Origin of the sequence: Vibrio sp. YT-17 (assembly GCF_033337375.1) — a bacterium.
Lineage (GTDB): Bacteria > Pseudomonadota > Gammaproteobacteria > Enterobacterales > Vibrionaceae > Vibrio > Vibrio alginolyticus.
The window spans coordinates 1-14,902 of the sequence record NZ_JAWOQP010000005.1; the positions used below are offsets into that span (position 1 = coordinate 1).

Genomic DNA, 14,902 nt, shown 5'->3' on the forward strand with positions numbered 1-14,902 from the left:
GAAAGCACCGGTCTTGAAAACCGGCATACGTTAATAGCGTATCTAGGGTTCAAATCCCTATCTCTCCGCCACTTTTAAAAAAACCGCTGTTCTTACAGCGGTTTTTTTGTATCTGCTGTTTTTTAACCGCTGTTATCGAAACTTCTAATTGATTTTTCTCTAGCTCTTTCTCCAAGTTTTTGCGTACCTACTTTGGGTTTAGTTTACGCAGTAATACCTTCAATCGAAGACATTTCCATACGTCTCATTTGGGCTTCAAATAGAGCTTTCTTAAGTCTCAACGTGGGATGCTTAAACGCATTTTGATAGAGTTCCAGTCTAAATACTGCGGATGCACTTGGAGAAAAAATGAAGCTACTTTACTGGTTAGATGAATGGCAAGCTCTTACTCAACAAGAACAAGAGATGGCTTTACCTATCTCTGGCTACGATTTACTTGATGATGTGTTTGTGAAGTATGAACTCGTCGATCTTAACAAGCCATTGTTGTTTACATTTTCTCCTTCCGGTACTGATGTGCAGGTACAAGATTTAACTCCGGATTTTTCTCCTTGGGGCTACGAGCTCGGAATACAACAACAAGTAAACATTATTGCCTTTCAACATTTAGGACAAAGTAATTGGTTCCGTAGTCGGAATTTGATTTTCTTTCTGGAGCAGCTATCTGAGTTGCTTCATCCCTTCAAATGTCGTTTGGGTTATGGGCAAAGTCGAGGTGGCTTTGCAATTGGCGCGTTCGCTAACTTGCTGAAACTAGAACATCTTTTGTTGTTTTATCCTGTTAGCACTAAAAATAAAGCGTTAGTGCCTTGGGATGATCGGCCGAGTACTGAGCTTGCTCAGCAGTTTGCTTGGGAAAGCGGCTACCATGATCGAGATTTGGGCAATGCCAAAGGTTATATTATTTATGACCCATCCAATCGCATTGATCGTCTTCATGCTGAACGTTATCCAGAGCTTACCCATTTAAAAGTCGTCGGTATGGGACACGGCACTCAATCCACACAATTAGATAAATTAGAATTTTTTAATCTGGTGGCGCAGGAGTTTGTTCGCCATCAAACCTTAGATATTGACCAATTTAATAAGCAAATTCACGCTTTGTTTTAAAAGAGGACTGATATCAGAGTCCCCTGTAACCAGGGGGAGATGATCACACACTAAAAACTAGATTTTTAACACAATTGCTAGGCGCAATTTAGATGGAGGATTAATGAAGTTACTGTACTGGTTGGATGAATGGCTGGCTCTTTCTCGTGAAGAACAGCAAACCAGGCTACCGATGTCCGGGGAGGACTTACTTGATGATGTATTTGTTAAGTATGAGTTTGTCGACCGCAATAAACCGTTGTTGTTCACCTTTTCCCCTGCTGGTACGAATCTACAAGTACAGGACTTACACTCAGACTTTGCGCCTTGGGGTTATCGCTTAGCCCAGAAACAAAAAGTAAATATTATTTCATTTCAGCATCTTGGGAAAAGTAACTGGTTTCGCAGCCGTAATTTGATTTTCTTTCTAGAGCAACTGTCGACTTTACTTGAGCCCTTTGAATGTCGTTTAGGCTATGGACTTAGCCGCGGTGGTTTTGCTATTGGTGCCTTTTCTAATCTATTAAAGTTGGATCAAGTATTGATGTTTCACCCGGTCAGCACAAAAAACAAAGTTTTGGTGCCATGGGATGATAGGCCAAGTACTGAACTTGCCCAACAATTTGATTGGGAAGGAAAGTATCACGACCTCGACCTTGGCGATGCAAAAGGCTATATCATTTATGATCCAACTAATGAAATCGACCGCCTTCACGCCAAACGCTACCCAGAGCTCACTCACTTAAGAGTCTTCGGGATGGGACATGGTACCCACGCGACGTATTTGAATAAATTCGGTTTTTATAAGCAAGTGGCCGTAGACTTTATACGTTATCAGAAGATAGATATAGCGCAGTTTCGTCATCAGACCAAAACGCTGCGCTTAAAAGAAGATTACTATCAGTGCCTTAACAAGGCGAATGCGAGCTCACAGCATCGTTTAAACTTACTGAGCACCGCTCATAATGTACTAATTGAAGAAAAGAAAGAACATGTGAAGGAGCATCAAGCGCAAATCGATATTCAGCCACTTGTTGATATTGCACTTAAGCATGAGTATGACAACCCGCAAGATGCGGTACAGCTTTTGGAAGTCGCTCAGCAGTTGGTTCCGAATGATCCCGTTGTGGAGCACAAGTTGCAGCAACTGTCGTAACGTTGAGATGTAATGCGGACGATATTGGTCGAAATAGGTCAGTGGCTTTTGTCGCTGGCCTTTTTAATAGCTTATGGATTGATATTTCGATGAAATCTAATGAAGCAGTACAAAATAAAAAGCCCAAGCAAATGCTTAGGCTCCATAAATGTTAATGCGAGTTTTAAAACTCTTTTGGCGCAAAGCCTGTCATCACATCAAGGCGAAGTTCTTTACCAACTTTTGTTAATGGGTGAACGATTACTAAGCCGCGTACGCGTTTTTTTAGTTTGCCTATGTCCGCTTGTTCTGCTTTGGTGATTTCACGAGAGAAAGGCATATCAAGTAAGCTTTTACGTTCTTTGTTCAGCTCATAGTTTTGCTTGTGCTTTAACTGGTTAAGCTTTTTGGTCAGCTGTTCTACTTCATCCGTGAACTTTGTAATCATTTCGTGATCACCACGAGAACGTGCCGCATCAAGTTTACGTTGGCATGTATCTAAACGGTTGTGCAGCTTTTGAATATCAGTTTTTATGCTCATGGTAATTTGGCTCAAATTTTAAATAGTCGAGGAGTATAGCATAGCTGAGATCACACGCTCTACTATACTTCTCGATTGTCTGGCTTTAGTTAATCAGTTCATTGCCCGATACGTTACCAGAGAAAAAGGCTTCGACGTTATCAAGCGTCACAGAGGCAATATTATTAAGTGCTTCGTGAGTCAAGAATGCTTGGTGGCCAGTAAACAGCACGTTATGACAAGCCGATAAACGGCGGAAAACATCATCTACAATGACATCGTTAGATTTATCTTGGAAGAATAAGTCTTTTTCATTGTCATACACGTCTAGGCCAAGCGCACCAATCTTACCTTGTTTCAACGCTTCTATCGCCGCTAGTGAATCTAGCAACTCGCCTCGACTGGTGTTAATGATCATTACACCATCTTTCATTTGCGCGAAGGCTTTTTCGTTCAATAAGTGATAGTTTTCTTCACTCATTGGACAATGGAGAGAGATAACATCCGCATTAGCGTAGATTTCTTCAAGCGAACAGTAACGGGCTCCCATTTCTAGCGCTAATGGGTTTTCGTAGGGGTCGTAGCAAAGCAGCTCCATGCCAAGCCCTTTGAAGATACGCATCGTCGCGATACCAATCTTACCCGTACCAATAACACCAACAGTTTTTCCGTAAAAGTTAAAGCCAACAAGACCCTCTAGCGAGAAGTTGGCGTCACGTGTGCGTTGGTAGGCCTTGTGAAGACGGCGGTTTAGGCACATCATTAAACCAACCGTGTGCTCTGCCACTGCTTCTGGTGAGTAAGCAGGAACTCGAACCACTTGTAAACCTAGTTCTTTGGCTGCTTGTTGATCAACTTTATCAAATCCCGCGCAGCGCATAGCAATAAGTTTGGTCCCGCCCAGAGAAAGCTGTTTAAGGACAGGAGCTGAAAGATCATCATTAACGAACGCACATACAACATCACTGCCGTGCGCCATCTTGGCTGTTTTTTCGGTTAGTCGGAAGTCGTGATAGTGAAATTCAAAATCGCGGTTATTTTTAATTTTATTAAAAGAGGCTTCGTCGTAGGATTTTGCACTAAAAAAAGCAATGTTAATCATGGTTCCCTCTCAAAAAGTACGGACTTTATAAATAAATATGCTTATAAAGTAATGCAACTTAGCCGCAATGAATAGAGAAATCTTCTTTTTGACTTTGTTGTATCAAATAACGATAAGAAGTACGCCTTTCAGCGAGTGCTATCTTACGGTTCCGCATTAGATACTGTTTGCTTTACGAGCATTAACTGACTAGCATTATCGCTCTTTTCTTGTTCACTTTATTAGCTTAGGCGTTACGACAATGTCAGTAAAATGGTTCTCTATGTTCTTGTGTTGTGTGTTTGCTTCGGGCACTCACGCAGCTGTTGACCTCGTTAAAGTCGACAAGTCTAAGCGTCGAATGTATTTGATGGAACAAGGAGCAGTGCTAAAAGAATACCGAATTGCTTTAGGAGCGAACCCGCAAGGACATAAACAAGAAGAGGGAGACAATCGCACGCCGGAGGGCGAGTACACTCTAGATTATGTTATAGAGGACTCTGCTTTTTATCGTTCTGTGCATATCAGTTACCCTGATGCGATTGATACGTTGGAAGCGAGGCGCCGAGGTGTCTCCCCTGGAGGGAACATCAAAATTCATGGCTTAAAAAACGGTGAGAGTCAGTTGCCGATTTACATCCAAAGTTTTGATTGGACTAATGGGTGTATTGCGATTACCAACGAGGAAATGGACGAATTTATCCAGCTCGTCGAGATGGGGACACCAATTCAGATTGAGTGGTAATAAAAGGTCCCCTTTAATGTTCTGGCTCTTATAGGCTATGGCATAAAGCGCTGTGGATGATCACTAAAAATACCGTCTAACTGAGGCAGGTATTTCAGTTTATTTGGATTGTTCACCGTATAGCACATCACTTTGTAACCGGCTTGTTGGAGTTTGTTTATCTGGCGAGTGCGAACCCAGTTAATGTTTAGGTTGCAGCTATAGGCACTAACTTCTTCCAAAAGGCGTTTATCTTTTCTCGTAAAGAATTCACTTAACACACCCAATCGGTAGCCACTGCAGTATTTGTGCATCGCTCTAATGACGTCATGACTAAAGCTGGATAGGAGTACATTCTCTTGCGGCATTGGACTTTTTGCTAACGCATTGGCTAGAGTCTGCGCCACTTCTTCCGCTGGATGGTTGTCTACTTTAACTTCGATATTCAAGTTAAGCTTATTCTCAGTAGCTAAAGTGAGCAGTTCATCTAGTGTCACGATCTTCTCGCCTGAAAAGTCTGTGCTAAACCAACTACCGAAATCTAATGCTTTTAAGTCTTCCAGGGTGAGCTCATCAACACGCCCTTGTCCATTGCTGCATCGATTGACGGTATGATCATGGCAAACCACTAAAACATTATCTTTGGTAGGCTGTATATCCACTTCCACCCACTTCAACCCCAGGTCAATGGCTGCCTGAATGCTTATTTTTGTATTCTCAGGGTATGAACCTGCCACGCCACGGTGACCAATTAATAACGTTTCCATTCGCTTTATCTTTTGCTTTGCGGTGGCCAGATTGTACTCGTTTTTTCTATGAAGATATATCTAGGTGCATATTGTTAGGAACCTTTAGTAAAAGTGAACATTAAACTCTAATGGCACGTTGCTGCTTCTTGGACTGAGTCCTGTGGACTTAAAGCATTAGAGTGTTAGTTGTTTAATTGGTAAATGAGTAATAAAATGCGAACCATTTTTATTTGAATGGTGAGTGGTAATGTCACGAGTTTTGATAGTCGATGATGACGTTCCTTTGTGTGAGCTGTTAGAAGCGGTTTTGCAAGAGGAGGGCTACATCGTCTCTTCTGTACATTGCGGTGAAAGTGCGCTGCAATATATGGAAAAAACGCCTGTAGATCTTGTATTGCTTGATGTCATGTTACCAAACCTTAACGGCATGCAAGTTGCTCGTAGGATCTGTCAGCGCTTCGCGACACCTATTCTAATGCTTACCGCTCTCAACGATGAAAACTCGATGCTTGATGGTTACCAAGCGGGGGCCGATCAGTATATCGGAAAGCCTTTTAATGTCGCTGAGCTTCTAATGCGCATCAAAGCGATTCTTCGTCGTGTTGGCTTGGAACGTCAACGTCAGACGATGTGTAGTACCGTTCAAACGATCAGCGACCAGCTTAATAGCTTACCCCTCACAAGTACGGAAGCTGAACTATTGAGCTACTTGGTAAAAAACCAAGGAGTCGTGATTTCAAAAGCAGAGCTTCAAACTGAAGTGTTAAAGAAAGAGCTGAGTCCTTTTGATCGCAACCTTGATATGCACATCAGTAACATACGTCGCAAGTTAGTTGAAGCGGGGCTTTCCAAGCAACATATCAAAACCTTCCGTGGCAAAGGTTACAGTTATTTAGAGGCTGTAAACCGTTAATGAAGCTCCGATGTCCACCTTTTATTGCAAAACGTAAAGATAGCTTAGCGTTCAAGTTATTTAGTTGCATGACCGCAATTGTCATTAGTATTTTGGTCGTGCAATCCTTAGCGGAACAAGCTCTGGTGAAAGCCATGTTGAAAGTGCCCGATAGTGTGCGAGAAGAAATGCTAGACCTTGCACATCAAGCCAATGTATTGATTGAGCACGGAGACATGGACGAACTTGCTGACTGGGCAAATGCGCAAAACTTTTATTTATTTGTGTTGAATGAACATCAGCAACCAGTTACGCACCGTCTGATGCATCCGCACTTCGAGTTCAAACTTCAATTTAAGAGAAGCATTGATGATCAACTTGAGGGGAAAGTGAATCGCCCCATCATCAATATTCCTTTAGTTCATGGCAATACTTTAGTGATTCAATTGCCACATCGACTGCACCCTGCAAATGACTTCATTCTGTATTTCTCTATTCTCAAAGTCGTGATTGCAGTGGTTATTTTGGCGCTCTTTTCGCTGCTAATGGCACGTAACTTACAGCAACCATTGGATCGATTGAGAGAAGCAAGCAAAAAGCTATCTAATGGCGATTTTAATGTCAGTGTCGTGAAAGAGCTGAAGTCGAGCACGCGTGAGTTTAACGAGTTAGCGCAAGATTTCGATCACATGACGCAACAGATTCATTCTCTCGCTGAAAAGCAGCGACTGCTTATAAGAGATGTCTCTCACGAATTGAGAACGCCGTTAGCGAGGCAGAACTTGGTTCTGCATCTTTTGCGAAAGCGTGTTGGAGAAAGTGAGCAAAGCCTAGTGGCAAGGCTAGGAGATGAAGCAAAAGAGCTAAACCATTTGATCAGCGATATATTGGAGTTCAGTCGCTTGGAAAATGCGCGCTTCGACAAAGCCACGAAACGCTGTGATTTAGAAGTTTTGCTCTCCCCGCAAGTAGAACGTTGCAAAATAGATTTGAAGTCAGAACAGACGTTGTCTTTCCGCTCAGAAGCTGTATGTGCTAAAGCCATTTGTGAAGAAACGCTGGTCATTCGTTGTTTGAACAATCTTATTGGTAATGCCATTAAATATTCAGGACCAGCATCTCAGATAGAAGTTTCTCTGGAAAATTATGTCAAAGAAGGGCAGCAGTTCACCACCATGTCAGTATCTGATGATGGGCCTGGTATTCCAGAGAACAAGCTGGTCGATATTTTTGATCCGTTTACACGCTTAGATGCTTCTAGAGATAAAAAGCTTGGTGGCTACGGTTTAGGTCTTGCGATTGTCAAAGAATCCATGCGTATTATGGGTGGAGCAGTCACGGCGAAAAACCGTGAGCAAGGCGGTTTGAGGGTTACTTTAGTGTTCAAGCAATAAGTATGATTAAGTCGTAATTTTTGTTATTAATGTCACATTATCATGGCGCATCATCAGAGAGTACTTTACAAAAGTTTGCAAATGCAAAGAATGTAAATTTAATGCAAATGGTAATACTTATCACTTATATTCACCCGCGAAATAATTAAGAGGGAATCGCATTCAACAAGTATGTGACCCGAAAAATAATAATCGGAGTGAAAGGATATGTTTACTAAGAGCCATTTGGCGTTAGTGATCGGTGCAGTGTTAGCAACACCTGCAGTGGCGGAAGTTCAAACAGACGAACATGTAGTTGTAGAAGGTCGAGAGTTCGGCTACAAGGCAGATACAAACAGTACAGCAATGCGCATGGAAATGACGCAGCTGGAAACGCCGGGACAAGTAGCGGTTATCGATGAAACGGTAATTGATGAGCAGCGTGCAAGTACACTTGGTGAAGTGCTACGTAACGATGCAAGTGTTAGCGCGGGTGGTACAAGCCGTAACCGCGAACGTTTCTCTCTACGTGGTTTTGAACTTAGCAGTTCAGACGGTTTTCTTCGTGATGGTCGTCAACACTGGTCACACTACCGTCAGCCAATTGAGCTTTTAGAGCGTGTTGAAGTGCTTAAAGGTCCATCAGGTCTGCTATACGGTAAATCTGAGCCGGGTGGTTTGGTAAACATGGTTTCGAAAAAACCAACAACTCAAACACAAGCAAGTTTGAGTCAAGATCTAGGTTCGAATGATCACTCACGCACTGTGCTTGATGTGAGTGGCGCGCTAAATGATGCAGAGACACTGCGAGCGCGCGCAATTTTTGCCAAAGAAAGCTACGGCTCTTGGCGCAGGTACGGTGATGGCACTGAGCCTAGAACAGATCGTACGGTAGCGGGCCTAGTGGTTGAGTACGACATCACCGACAACTTTATGGTGTCAGCGCATTACGATCGCACGAAAGACGATGGTAGCGTAGACTCTGGCGCATACATTGTTGATGGCAAAGCGGTTCGCGGTGATAAGTACATTTGGGATGCGCAGTGGTCTGAAATTGATAACGAAGTAGAAAACTACGGTGTCGATATTAATGCGCAAGTCACGGATAACGTGAACGTAAAAGCAGGTTACAACCGTCAAGACTTTAAGCGTTTTGATGTGGAGTCTTACCCAGGTTTCGAAACTTATGACCAAGATACTAAGATCGACCATTCTGGTAACGAACGCAAAGATAATTGGGTGTTTGATACTGCATATATAGATGTGACGACGGACTTTTCTCTGTTTGGTACAGATAACACGTTTTTGGTAGGTGCGAACTATCTAGAGTATACCTATGACCGTTTCCAAAAGTATTACAACCCTATAAGTATAGAAGCCGGTCAGACAGTGCCTCGTCCTGGCTACTCTGGGAAAGTTAAACAGTCCACAAGCGAGCACGATACTTGGGGTATCTACGCGCAAAATATGATGACTATTAATGATTACTGGCAAGTGCTTGCAGGTGTTCGTTATGACGAAAAGCGTGATGATGAACTGACCGAAAACCAAGTTTCTCCAAAGTTAGGTGTGATATTCCACCCATCGACGAATGGCTCGGTTTACGTTCAGTATTCTGAAAGCTTTATGCCGCAAGGTGAAGTCAGCAACGGTAGTCGTACCTACATCAATGAAGGTGAGAAACTCGACGCTGAGCGTGGTATCTCTTATGAAATCGGTACGAAGTGGGAACTGTTTGATCAGCGTTTATTTGTATCTGGTGCTGTGTTTGATATCACGTTAGAGAACATCTCGCTGGATGTTGAAAGCGGCAAAGACGCGGGCGGCAATCTCCTACACAAGAAAACGCAAGGTGGTGAGCAAGTTCACAAAGGCGCTGAGTTAATGGCTCAAGGTTTTGTGACCCCAGAGTTGTCGCTAACCGCTTCTGCAATGTATTTGGATGCAGAGCTTAAGAAGGCAGAAAGATATGAAGGTAACCGCCCTGTAGACGTGCCAGAGTTCTCGGCAAGTCTATGGTCTAGCTACAAGGTTCAAGACAACACTAACTTAAACCTTGGTTTGATTTATGAAGGTGATCGCTACGGTGATGCAAAGAACACCTTCAAGAAAGATGGCTACGCTCGCGTTGATATGGGCGTGTCATACAAACATAAGTACGATGAAAACTTGGATATTATTGCTCGATTCAATGTCGAGAATTTATTCGATACCGACTACTTCGCAGGTGGTGGTAGCACGAATGGCGAGCAAAAAGGTGCGAGTGGGGTTGTGGTTGGAGAAGGCCGCAACTACATGGCAACAATCCAGTTCAAGTACTGATAACAATTTGATTATTAAAGGGGAAGGGTAGTCTTCCCCTTTGGTCGTTTTTGGAACACAGAAATATAACTCGTATGAATCTAATGAAATCAAGTATCGCTCTGTTGATATCATCGGTTTTGATTCCCGCTCACGCGGCGAACTTAAACGATGCACAAGCTGTGCAGAGTAAAACAAACCAGTCGTCGGCGGTAAGCCAAAAACGTATTGATGCAAGCGCAGAAAAATCACTTACTCTAGAAGCTGAAATTGAGCAGCTGCAAGAGGAAGTCGGTAACTTGAAGATTTATCGCGATCACCTTGCAAGCCTTGTTGAAAGTCAAAATCAAGAAGTTGATAGCTTGAACGAGCAAATTGAGCAGATTGCTCAAACTCGTCAAGGTGTCGTGCCTTTGATGTATCACATGCTTGAGGGCTTAAAAGTGCTCGTCGCTAACGACAAGCCTATACGCAAAGCGCAACGTGAGGAGCGAATTGCAAAGCTGGATTCCATGATGACGCGTGCAGACGTTGCGGATGCAGAGAAGTTTCGTCGTATTTTAGAAGCGTACCAAATTGAAATGGATTACGGCACCAAGCTTGGCGTTTACCAAGGCAAGATTAACCTAGGTGACAATGAAGCTGTGGAGGCGGACATTCTCTATTTAGGGCGTTTGTCTTTGGTAGCGCGTAGCTTATCTGGTGACACATTTTGGAGCTGGTCACAGCAACAACAAGCATGGCAACAAGTGGGTTCTGAGCAAAAATCAGAGCTAGACAAAGCGTTCGCTATGGCGAATAAACAGATCGCGCCGAGCATGTTAACTCTACCAGTGTCGTTAACCGCTGCGGAGGGCAAATAAATGATGAAAAAATGGTTATCGGTTGCATTAATCTCGACAGCCGCATTAATGCCTTATACAACTTTTGCTAGTGATGCGTTGTTACAAAAGGCGCAGCAAGAAAATCGTCAACAGCAATCGCACAATGTCGCGCGTGAATCAGGTTTTAAGCAAACAGAGCAAGACCTACAGGCTATAAAGAATAAATTGGTGGCAGAGCGTGCTGCTCTTCAAGCAGAGGCGGACTCATTAAGTGTTACCTTCGGTGAAAATGAAGCAGAACTGGCACAGCTAGAAGAAAAGTTGCGTCTAGAAACCGGGAGCCTAGGTGAGTTATTTGGCGTCGTTCGCCAGAACGCAAAAGAGCTAGAGTCTGAGCTAAAAAGCTCAGTAACCGGTGTAGATGCAAACTCATATCAGAAAGATATCGATGCTATTGTTGCGGCTAAATCACTGCCAACGTTGACCCAACTTCAGGCGATGTGGCGCAGCATGGAAGAACAAATCAAAGCAAGCGGTGAAATGGCAAACGTCTCTTTCACACTGCTAAATGGCGAGGGTCGTGAACAAACGGTTAGTGGTGTTCGTCTTGGTTCTATGGCGCTGCTGGATGACACTGGCTACGTTAAGTGGAATGGTCAACGCGGAGATGCGGTAAACTATCTTCGTCAGCCTGAAAGCGGTCCAACAGCGAATACTATTTCCTCTGGTGACATTGATGCGCTTGTCATAGATCCGTCACGTGGCATTCTTCTTGAGCAGCTCGCAAACTCACCGACTTTGGCTGATCGCCTAAATGCGGGTGGCGTTGTCGGCAAAATCATCCTTGGTTTATTGGCTATCGGCCTATTGATTGCGCTCGTACGTGGTGCATCTCTGATGATTTCGCGCCAGAAAATCATGAAGCAACTGAAAACCCCAGCGCAGCCAGGAAACAACCCTTTGGGTCGCGTGCTTGCGGTATACCAGAAAGACAAGCATCGCAGCGTAGAAGCGTTAGAACTACGTCTTTTGGAAGCCGTTGTTGATGAGCAAACCCACCTAGAAAAAGGGTTGTCGATGCTTAAGCTTCTTGCTGCTCTAGCTCCTATGCTTGGCCTACTAGGCACGGTAACGGGTATGATCGAAACCTTCCAAGTCATCACTCAATTTGGTAATGGTGATCCGAAAGTAATGGCGGGTGGCATTTCGATGGCACTTGTGACTACCGTACTTGGCCTTGTTTCAGCCATGCCTTTGCTATTAGCGCACAACGTATTGAGCTCTCAAGCAGAAAATATTCGCAGTATCTTAGAAAAACAAGGCATCGGTTTAGTTGCAGAACAAGCTGAGCGTGATATGCCGAATAACAAAAGTCACTCTAACACCTTAGCGGAGAACGCAGCGTAATGGAGCAGATCCTACTCAGCACATTGGGTTTGATCAGTGAGGATTGGGCCACAACCTTGATGAGCTTTATGCAGCAAGGTGGTCAAATCCTATGGTGGCTGGCCGCCGTCGTGGCGGTGTGCTGGCTGTTGGTTATGGAGCGAGTTATTTATCTCACAACGGTTTTCCCTGGGGTAAAAAAACAGCTTTGTGAGCAGTGGCACGCAAGATCAGAGCACCACTCTTGGTACGCGCATCAAATCCGTGAAGGATGGATTGCAAAAGCGCAAATCGAACTACGCCAAAACCTATCGACTATTAAGCTACTTGTGGCGGTTTGCCCAATGCTAGGGTTGTTAGGGACGGTGACAGGCATGATTACGGTGTTTGACGTAATGGCATCGCAAGGCAGCAGCAATCCGAAATTGATGGCTTCTGGTATCTCACTTGCTACGCTGCCAACCATGGCAGGTATGGTAGCAGCGCTTGCGGGCATGTTTATTCATGCTCGCCTTAGCAAAGTGTGTGAACGAAAAGCTATCCAGTTAGAACAATCTTTAAGGAGTCAAAAGTGAGACTCGGACGCAGACCTAACCAACAAGATGAAGCTCAAGTCGATTTAACCTCGATGCTTGATATCGTCTTCATCATGTTGATCTTCTTCATTGTGACCAGTTCGTTTGTACGTGAATCCGGTGTAGAAGTGAATCGCCCCCAGGCTTCTAATGTAGTAAGTCAAAAAGACGCGGGCATTTTTATCGCAGTAACGGCAGCGAATGATGTGTACATTGACAAACGAGTGGTTGATATTGAGCGTGTTGAGGCCTCTATTGAGCACCTGTTACTTGATCAACCTGATGCCTCGTTAGTTATCCAAGCTGACGAGCATGCTTACAATGGCACTGTCGTGAAAGTGATGGACGCTGCAAAGGCGGCGGGTGTGAAGAACATTGCATTGGCGGCGGAGAAACCTTAATGGGCAGGCTGTTACTTGCACTACCAGCATCACTGTTAATTTCTGTGAGCTTGTTTAGCTTTATGGCGTGGATGGTTGATAAAGGCAACCAGCGTGCACCAGAAGCTTCAGAAGCCGTTCGTTTTGATATGGTGATGGTAGAGAATGAAGCAGACGTGCAGCGTCGTCAACGTTCAGTGCCGGAGCAACCCGAACCACCTCAAGCGCCGGAGCCAATGGATCTGTCTCAAGCTGACACTCAAATGGAACCAATGAGTCAGATGACGCCAGTCAGTGCTTTAGGTTTAAACACAGCCCTTGAAGGCATCGCGATTAGCGCCCCAAACTTGAAGGGAACAATGGGCAACCAGCAAGCACTGCCGTTGTATCGTGTTGATCCTCGTTATCCAAGTAAGGCGCTGAAACGTAGAGTGGAAGGTTATGTCATTATGCGTTTCACGATCGATGCAACTGGACGACCAAAAGATATTGAAGTGATCGAGGCTGAGCCCGAGCGCATGTTTGAAAGGGAAGCAATCCGTGCGCTTAAAAAATGGAAGTATCAGCCAAAAGTTGAGGATGGTGTGTCAATTGAGCAGTTCGGACAAACCGCTAAAGTGGAGTTCAAGTTAGCCAAATGATGAAAAAATTCTTAATCGGTACGGTATTAAGCCTGAGTGCACTCTCAACCATTGCCAGTGAGTTAAGCCAATACACCGCAGCGAGAGTTCAACGAGCACACAACTTGGCTCAAGAGGAGAAACTAAAAGAAGCGATTTCATCTCTTGAAGCTATGGAGCTTTCTCGTGGATATGACCAAGCTTATGTCGCTCGAATGTTGGGTATTTTTTACTGGCAGAACGAGCAAACTCAAGCGGCGATTAAGCAACTTGAGTTGGCAGTCAATAGTGGTTTGCTACAAGATGAGCAAGCATGGCAAACCCGAAAAATGTTGGCTGATATACTGCTGAACGAGCAACGTTTTTCTAAGGCTTTACCTCATTACTATGCCTTGAGCAAAAACATTCCTAAAGGTCAAAAAGCGCATGAACTATGGCTGCGTATTTCCCAATCTCATTATCAACTGAGTCAGTGGCAAAAAGTGCTTTCAGCAATGGCTCGTTATGAGAAGTTTGGTCAGCCAGACAAGCTTGGCGCATTGTCGATAAAGCTTTCTGCTGAGCTAGAACTGAAAAAGTGGAAGCCGGCAATCTCGACCATCAAACGCTTAATAGTGATTGAACCTGAGCGAATTGAATGGTGGCGTCAGCTTGTTGCTCTATATCTACGGGTTGATGACAACAAACGTGCCCTAGACTCTTTGGCGTTGGCAAAACTGAAAGGGTTACAACTTAGCCAAGATGACTTAAAGCTGCTGGCACAATTGTACGCGAAACGAGGTATTCCTGAGAGAGCTGCATTGGTGATGAACGAGCTAGAGGATGTAAACTCGAATAGTAAGCTAAAAGCTCAGCAAGCAACGTATTGGCAAATGGCAAAAGAGTGGGAAGAGTCTATTGATAGCTGGCGTATTGCAGCTCAGCTAGATAGGCAGTATTACTGGAACTATTCTCAACTGCTGGTGCAAGAAGGCCATTATAAAGATGCCATTGCCGCGCTCGATAATGTCAGAGGTCGTAAAGCGGATGTTGCACTTATCAAAACTCGCGCTTACTACAAACTTAAGCGGTTTGACGATGCGCTCGCTAATGCCAAAAGAGCGAATGAGATTAAGCCATCGAATCAGGCAAAAAGTTGGGTTAAGTATCTATCTCAGCTGCGCAAAGTAGAATCGACGCAGAACTCATAGCGAACATTTTTATTAAATACCCGAGCTCAGTCTCGGGTATTTTTTTGTCTAAAGTCATAAAGG

Annotated in this window: 15 protein-coding genes; 12 read left to right on the forward strand and 3 right to left on the reverse strand. The window is 44.1% G+C overall.

The features are described 5' to 3' along the window. Window positions 1-348: 348 nt before the first annotated feature. Together R7F67_RS06485 and R7F67_RS06490 are read left to right on the forward strand one after the other, a co-directional pair. Window positions 349-1,110, forward strand: a complete 762-nt coding sequence (locus R7F67_RS06485; protein ID WP_005374276.1) for a hypothetical protein — start codon at window positions 349-351, stop codon at window positions 1,108-1,110. A gap of 103 nt (window positions 1,111-1,213) precedes the next feature. Continuing rightward, on the forward strand, window positions 1,214-2,245 hold the full coding sequence (locus tag R7F67_RS06490) for a hypothetical protein (RefSeq protein WP_005374275.1): 1,032 nt from the start codon (window positions 1,214-1,216) through the stop codon (window positions 2,243-2,245). A 163-nt stretch (window positions 2,246-2,408) separates the two neighbouring features. Here R7F67_RS06490 and R7F67_RS06495 read toward each other — a convergent pair whose 3' ends face one another. Together R7F67_RS06495 and R7F67_RS06500 are read right to left on the reverse strand one after the other, a co-directional pair. Further along, window positions 2,409-2,765, reverse strand: a complete 357-nt coding sequence (locus tag R7F67_RS06495) for a YibL family ribosome-associated protein (RefSeq protein ID WP_005374274.1) — start codon at window positions 2,763-2,765, stop codon at window positions 2,409-2,411. Between the two features lie 85 nt (window positions 2,766-2,850). After that, window positions 2,851-3,846 carry a 2-hydroxyacid dehydrogenase gene (locus R7F67_RS06500; RefSeq protein WP_053350830.1) on the reverse strand — a complete coding sequence of 332 codons (996 nt, stop codon included), beginning with the start codon at window positions 3,844-3,846 and terminating at the stop codon, window positions 2,851-2,853. Between the two features lie 241 nt (window positions 3,847-4,087). Here R7F67_RS06500 and R7F67_RS06505 point away from each other — a divergent pair, with 241 nt between their 5' ends. Continuing rightward, window positions 4,088-4,570: a murein L,D-transpeptidase family protein gene (locus R7F67_RS06505; RefSeq protein WP_054574480.1), complete on the forward strand. Its 483-nt coding sequence runs from the start codon at window positions 4,088-4,090 to the stop codon at window positions 4,568-4,570. A 35-nt stretch (window positions 4,571-4,605) separates the two neighbouring features. Here the strand turns inward: R7F67_RS06505 and R7F67_RS06510 are convergent, their stop codons facing one another. Continuing rightward, window positions 4,606-5,316: a glycerophosphodiester phosphodiesterase family protein gene (locus R7F67_RS06510; RefSeq protein ID WP_054576200.1), complete on the reverse strand. Its 711-nt coding sequence runs from the start codon at window positions 5,314-5,316 to the stop codon at window positions 4,606-4,608. A gap of 229 nt (window positions 5,317-5,545) precedes the next feature. Between R7F67_RS06510 and R7F67_RS06515 the strand changes: the two genes are divergently transcribed. The 9 genes from R7F67_RS06515 (at window position 5,546) to R7F67_RS06555 (ending at window position 14,839) form a co-directional block, all read left to right on the forward strand. Then, on the forward strand, window positions 5,546-6,211 hold the full coding sequence (locus tag R7F67_RS06515; protein ID WP_005386018.1) for a response regulator transcription factor: 666 nt from the start codon (window positions 5,546-5,548) through the stop codon (window positions 6,209-6,211). Then, window positions 6,211-7,584: a sensor histidine kinase gene (locus tag R7F67_RS06520; RefSeq protein WP_258475482.1), complete on the forward strand. Its 1,374-nt coding sequence runs from the start codon at window positions 6,211-6,213 to the stop codon at window positions 7,582-7,584. Before R7F67_RS06515 ends, R7F67_RS06520 begins: the two co-directional genes overlap by 1 nt. 207 nt (window positions 7,585-7,791) lie before the next feature. Continuing rightward, a complete protein-coding gene (locus R7F67_RS06525; protein WP_054576198.1) occupies window positions 7,792-9,885 on the forward strand; it encodes a TonB-dependent siderophore receptor in 2,094 nt (697 codons plus the stop codon). A 74-nt stretch (window positions 9,886-9,959) separates the two neighbouring features. Then, entirely contained in the window at window positions 9,960-10,727 is a 768-nt protein-coding gene (locus tag R7F67_RS06530; protein WP_005374260.1) for a DUF3450 domain-containing protein, read from the forward strand. Beyond that, window positions 10,728-12,095 carry a MotA/TolQ/ExbB proton channel family protein gene (locus R7F67_RS06535; RefSeq protein ID WP_042523423.1) on the forward strand — a complete coding sequence of 456 codons (1,368 nt, stop codon included), beginning with the start codon at window positions 10,728-10,730 and terminating at the stop codon, window positions 12,093-12,095. Next, window positions 12,095-12,649 (forward strand): MotA/TolQ/ExbB proton channel family protein, encoded by a 555-nt coding sequence (locus tag R7F67_RS06540; protein WP_017819708.1) that lies wholly within the window; start codon window positions 12,095-12,097, stop codon window positions 12,647-12,649. The genes R7F67_RS06535 and R7F67_RS06540 overlap by 1 nt, the downstream gene beginning before the upstream one ends. Continuing rightward, window positions 12,646-13,050, forward strand: a complete 405-nt coding sequence (locus tag R7F67_RS06545; RefSeq protein ID WP_005374257.1) for an ExbD/TolR family protein — start codon at window positions 12,646-12,648, stop codon at window positions 13,048-13,050. The genes R7F67_RS06540 and R7F67_RS06545 overlap by 4 nt, the downstream gene beginning before the upstream one ends. Further along, window positions 13,050-13,670 carry an energy transducer TonB gene (locus R7F67_RS06550; protein ID WP_005374256.1) on the forward strand — a complete coding sequence of 207 codons (621 nt, stop codon included), beginning with the start codon at window positions 13,050-13,052 and terminating at the stop codon, window positions 13,668-13,670. Before R7F67_RS06545 ends, R7F67_RS06550 begins: the two co-directional genes overlap by 1 nt. After that, window positions 13,667-14,839, forward strand: coding sequence for a tetratricopeptide repeat protein (locus tag R7F67_RS06555; protein ID WP_005374255.1), 1,173 nt, complete (start codon window positions 13,667-13,669; stop codon window positions 14,837-14,839). The genes R7F67_RS06550 and R7F67_RS06555 overlap by 4 nt, the downstream gene beginning before the upstream one ends. Window positions 14,840-14,902: the final 63 nt, after the last annotated feature.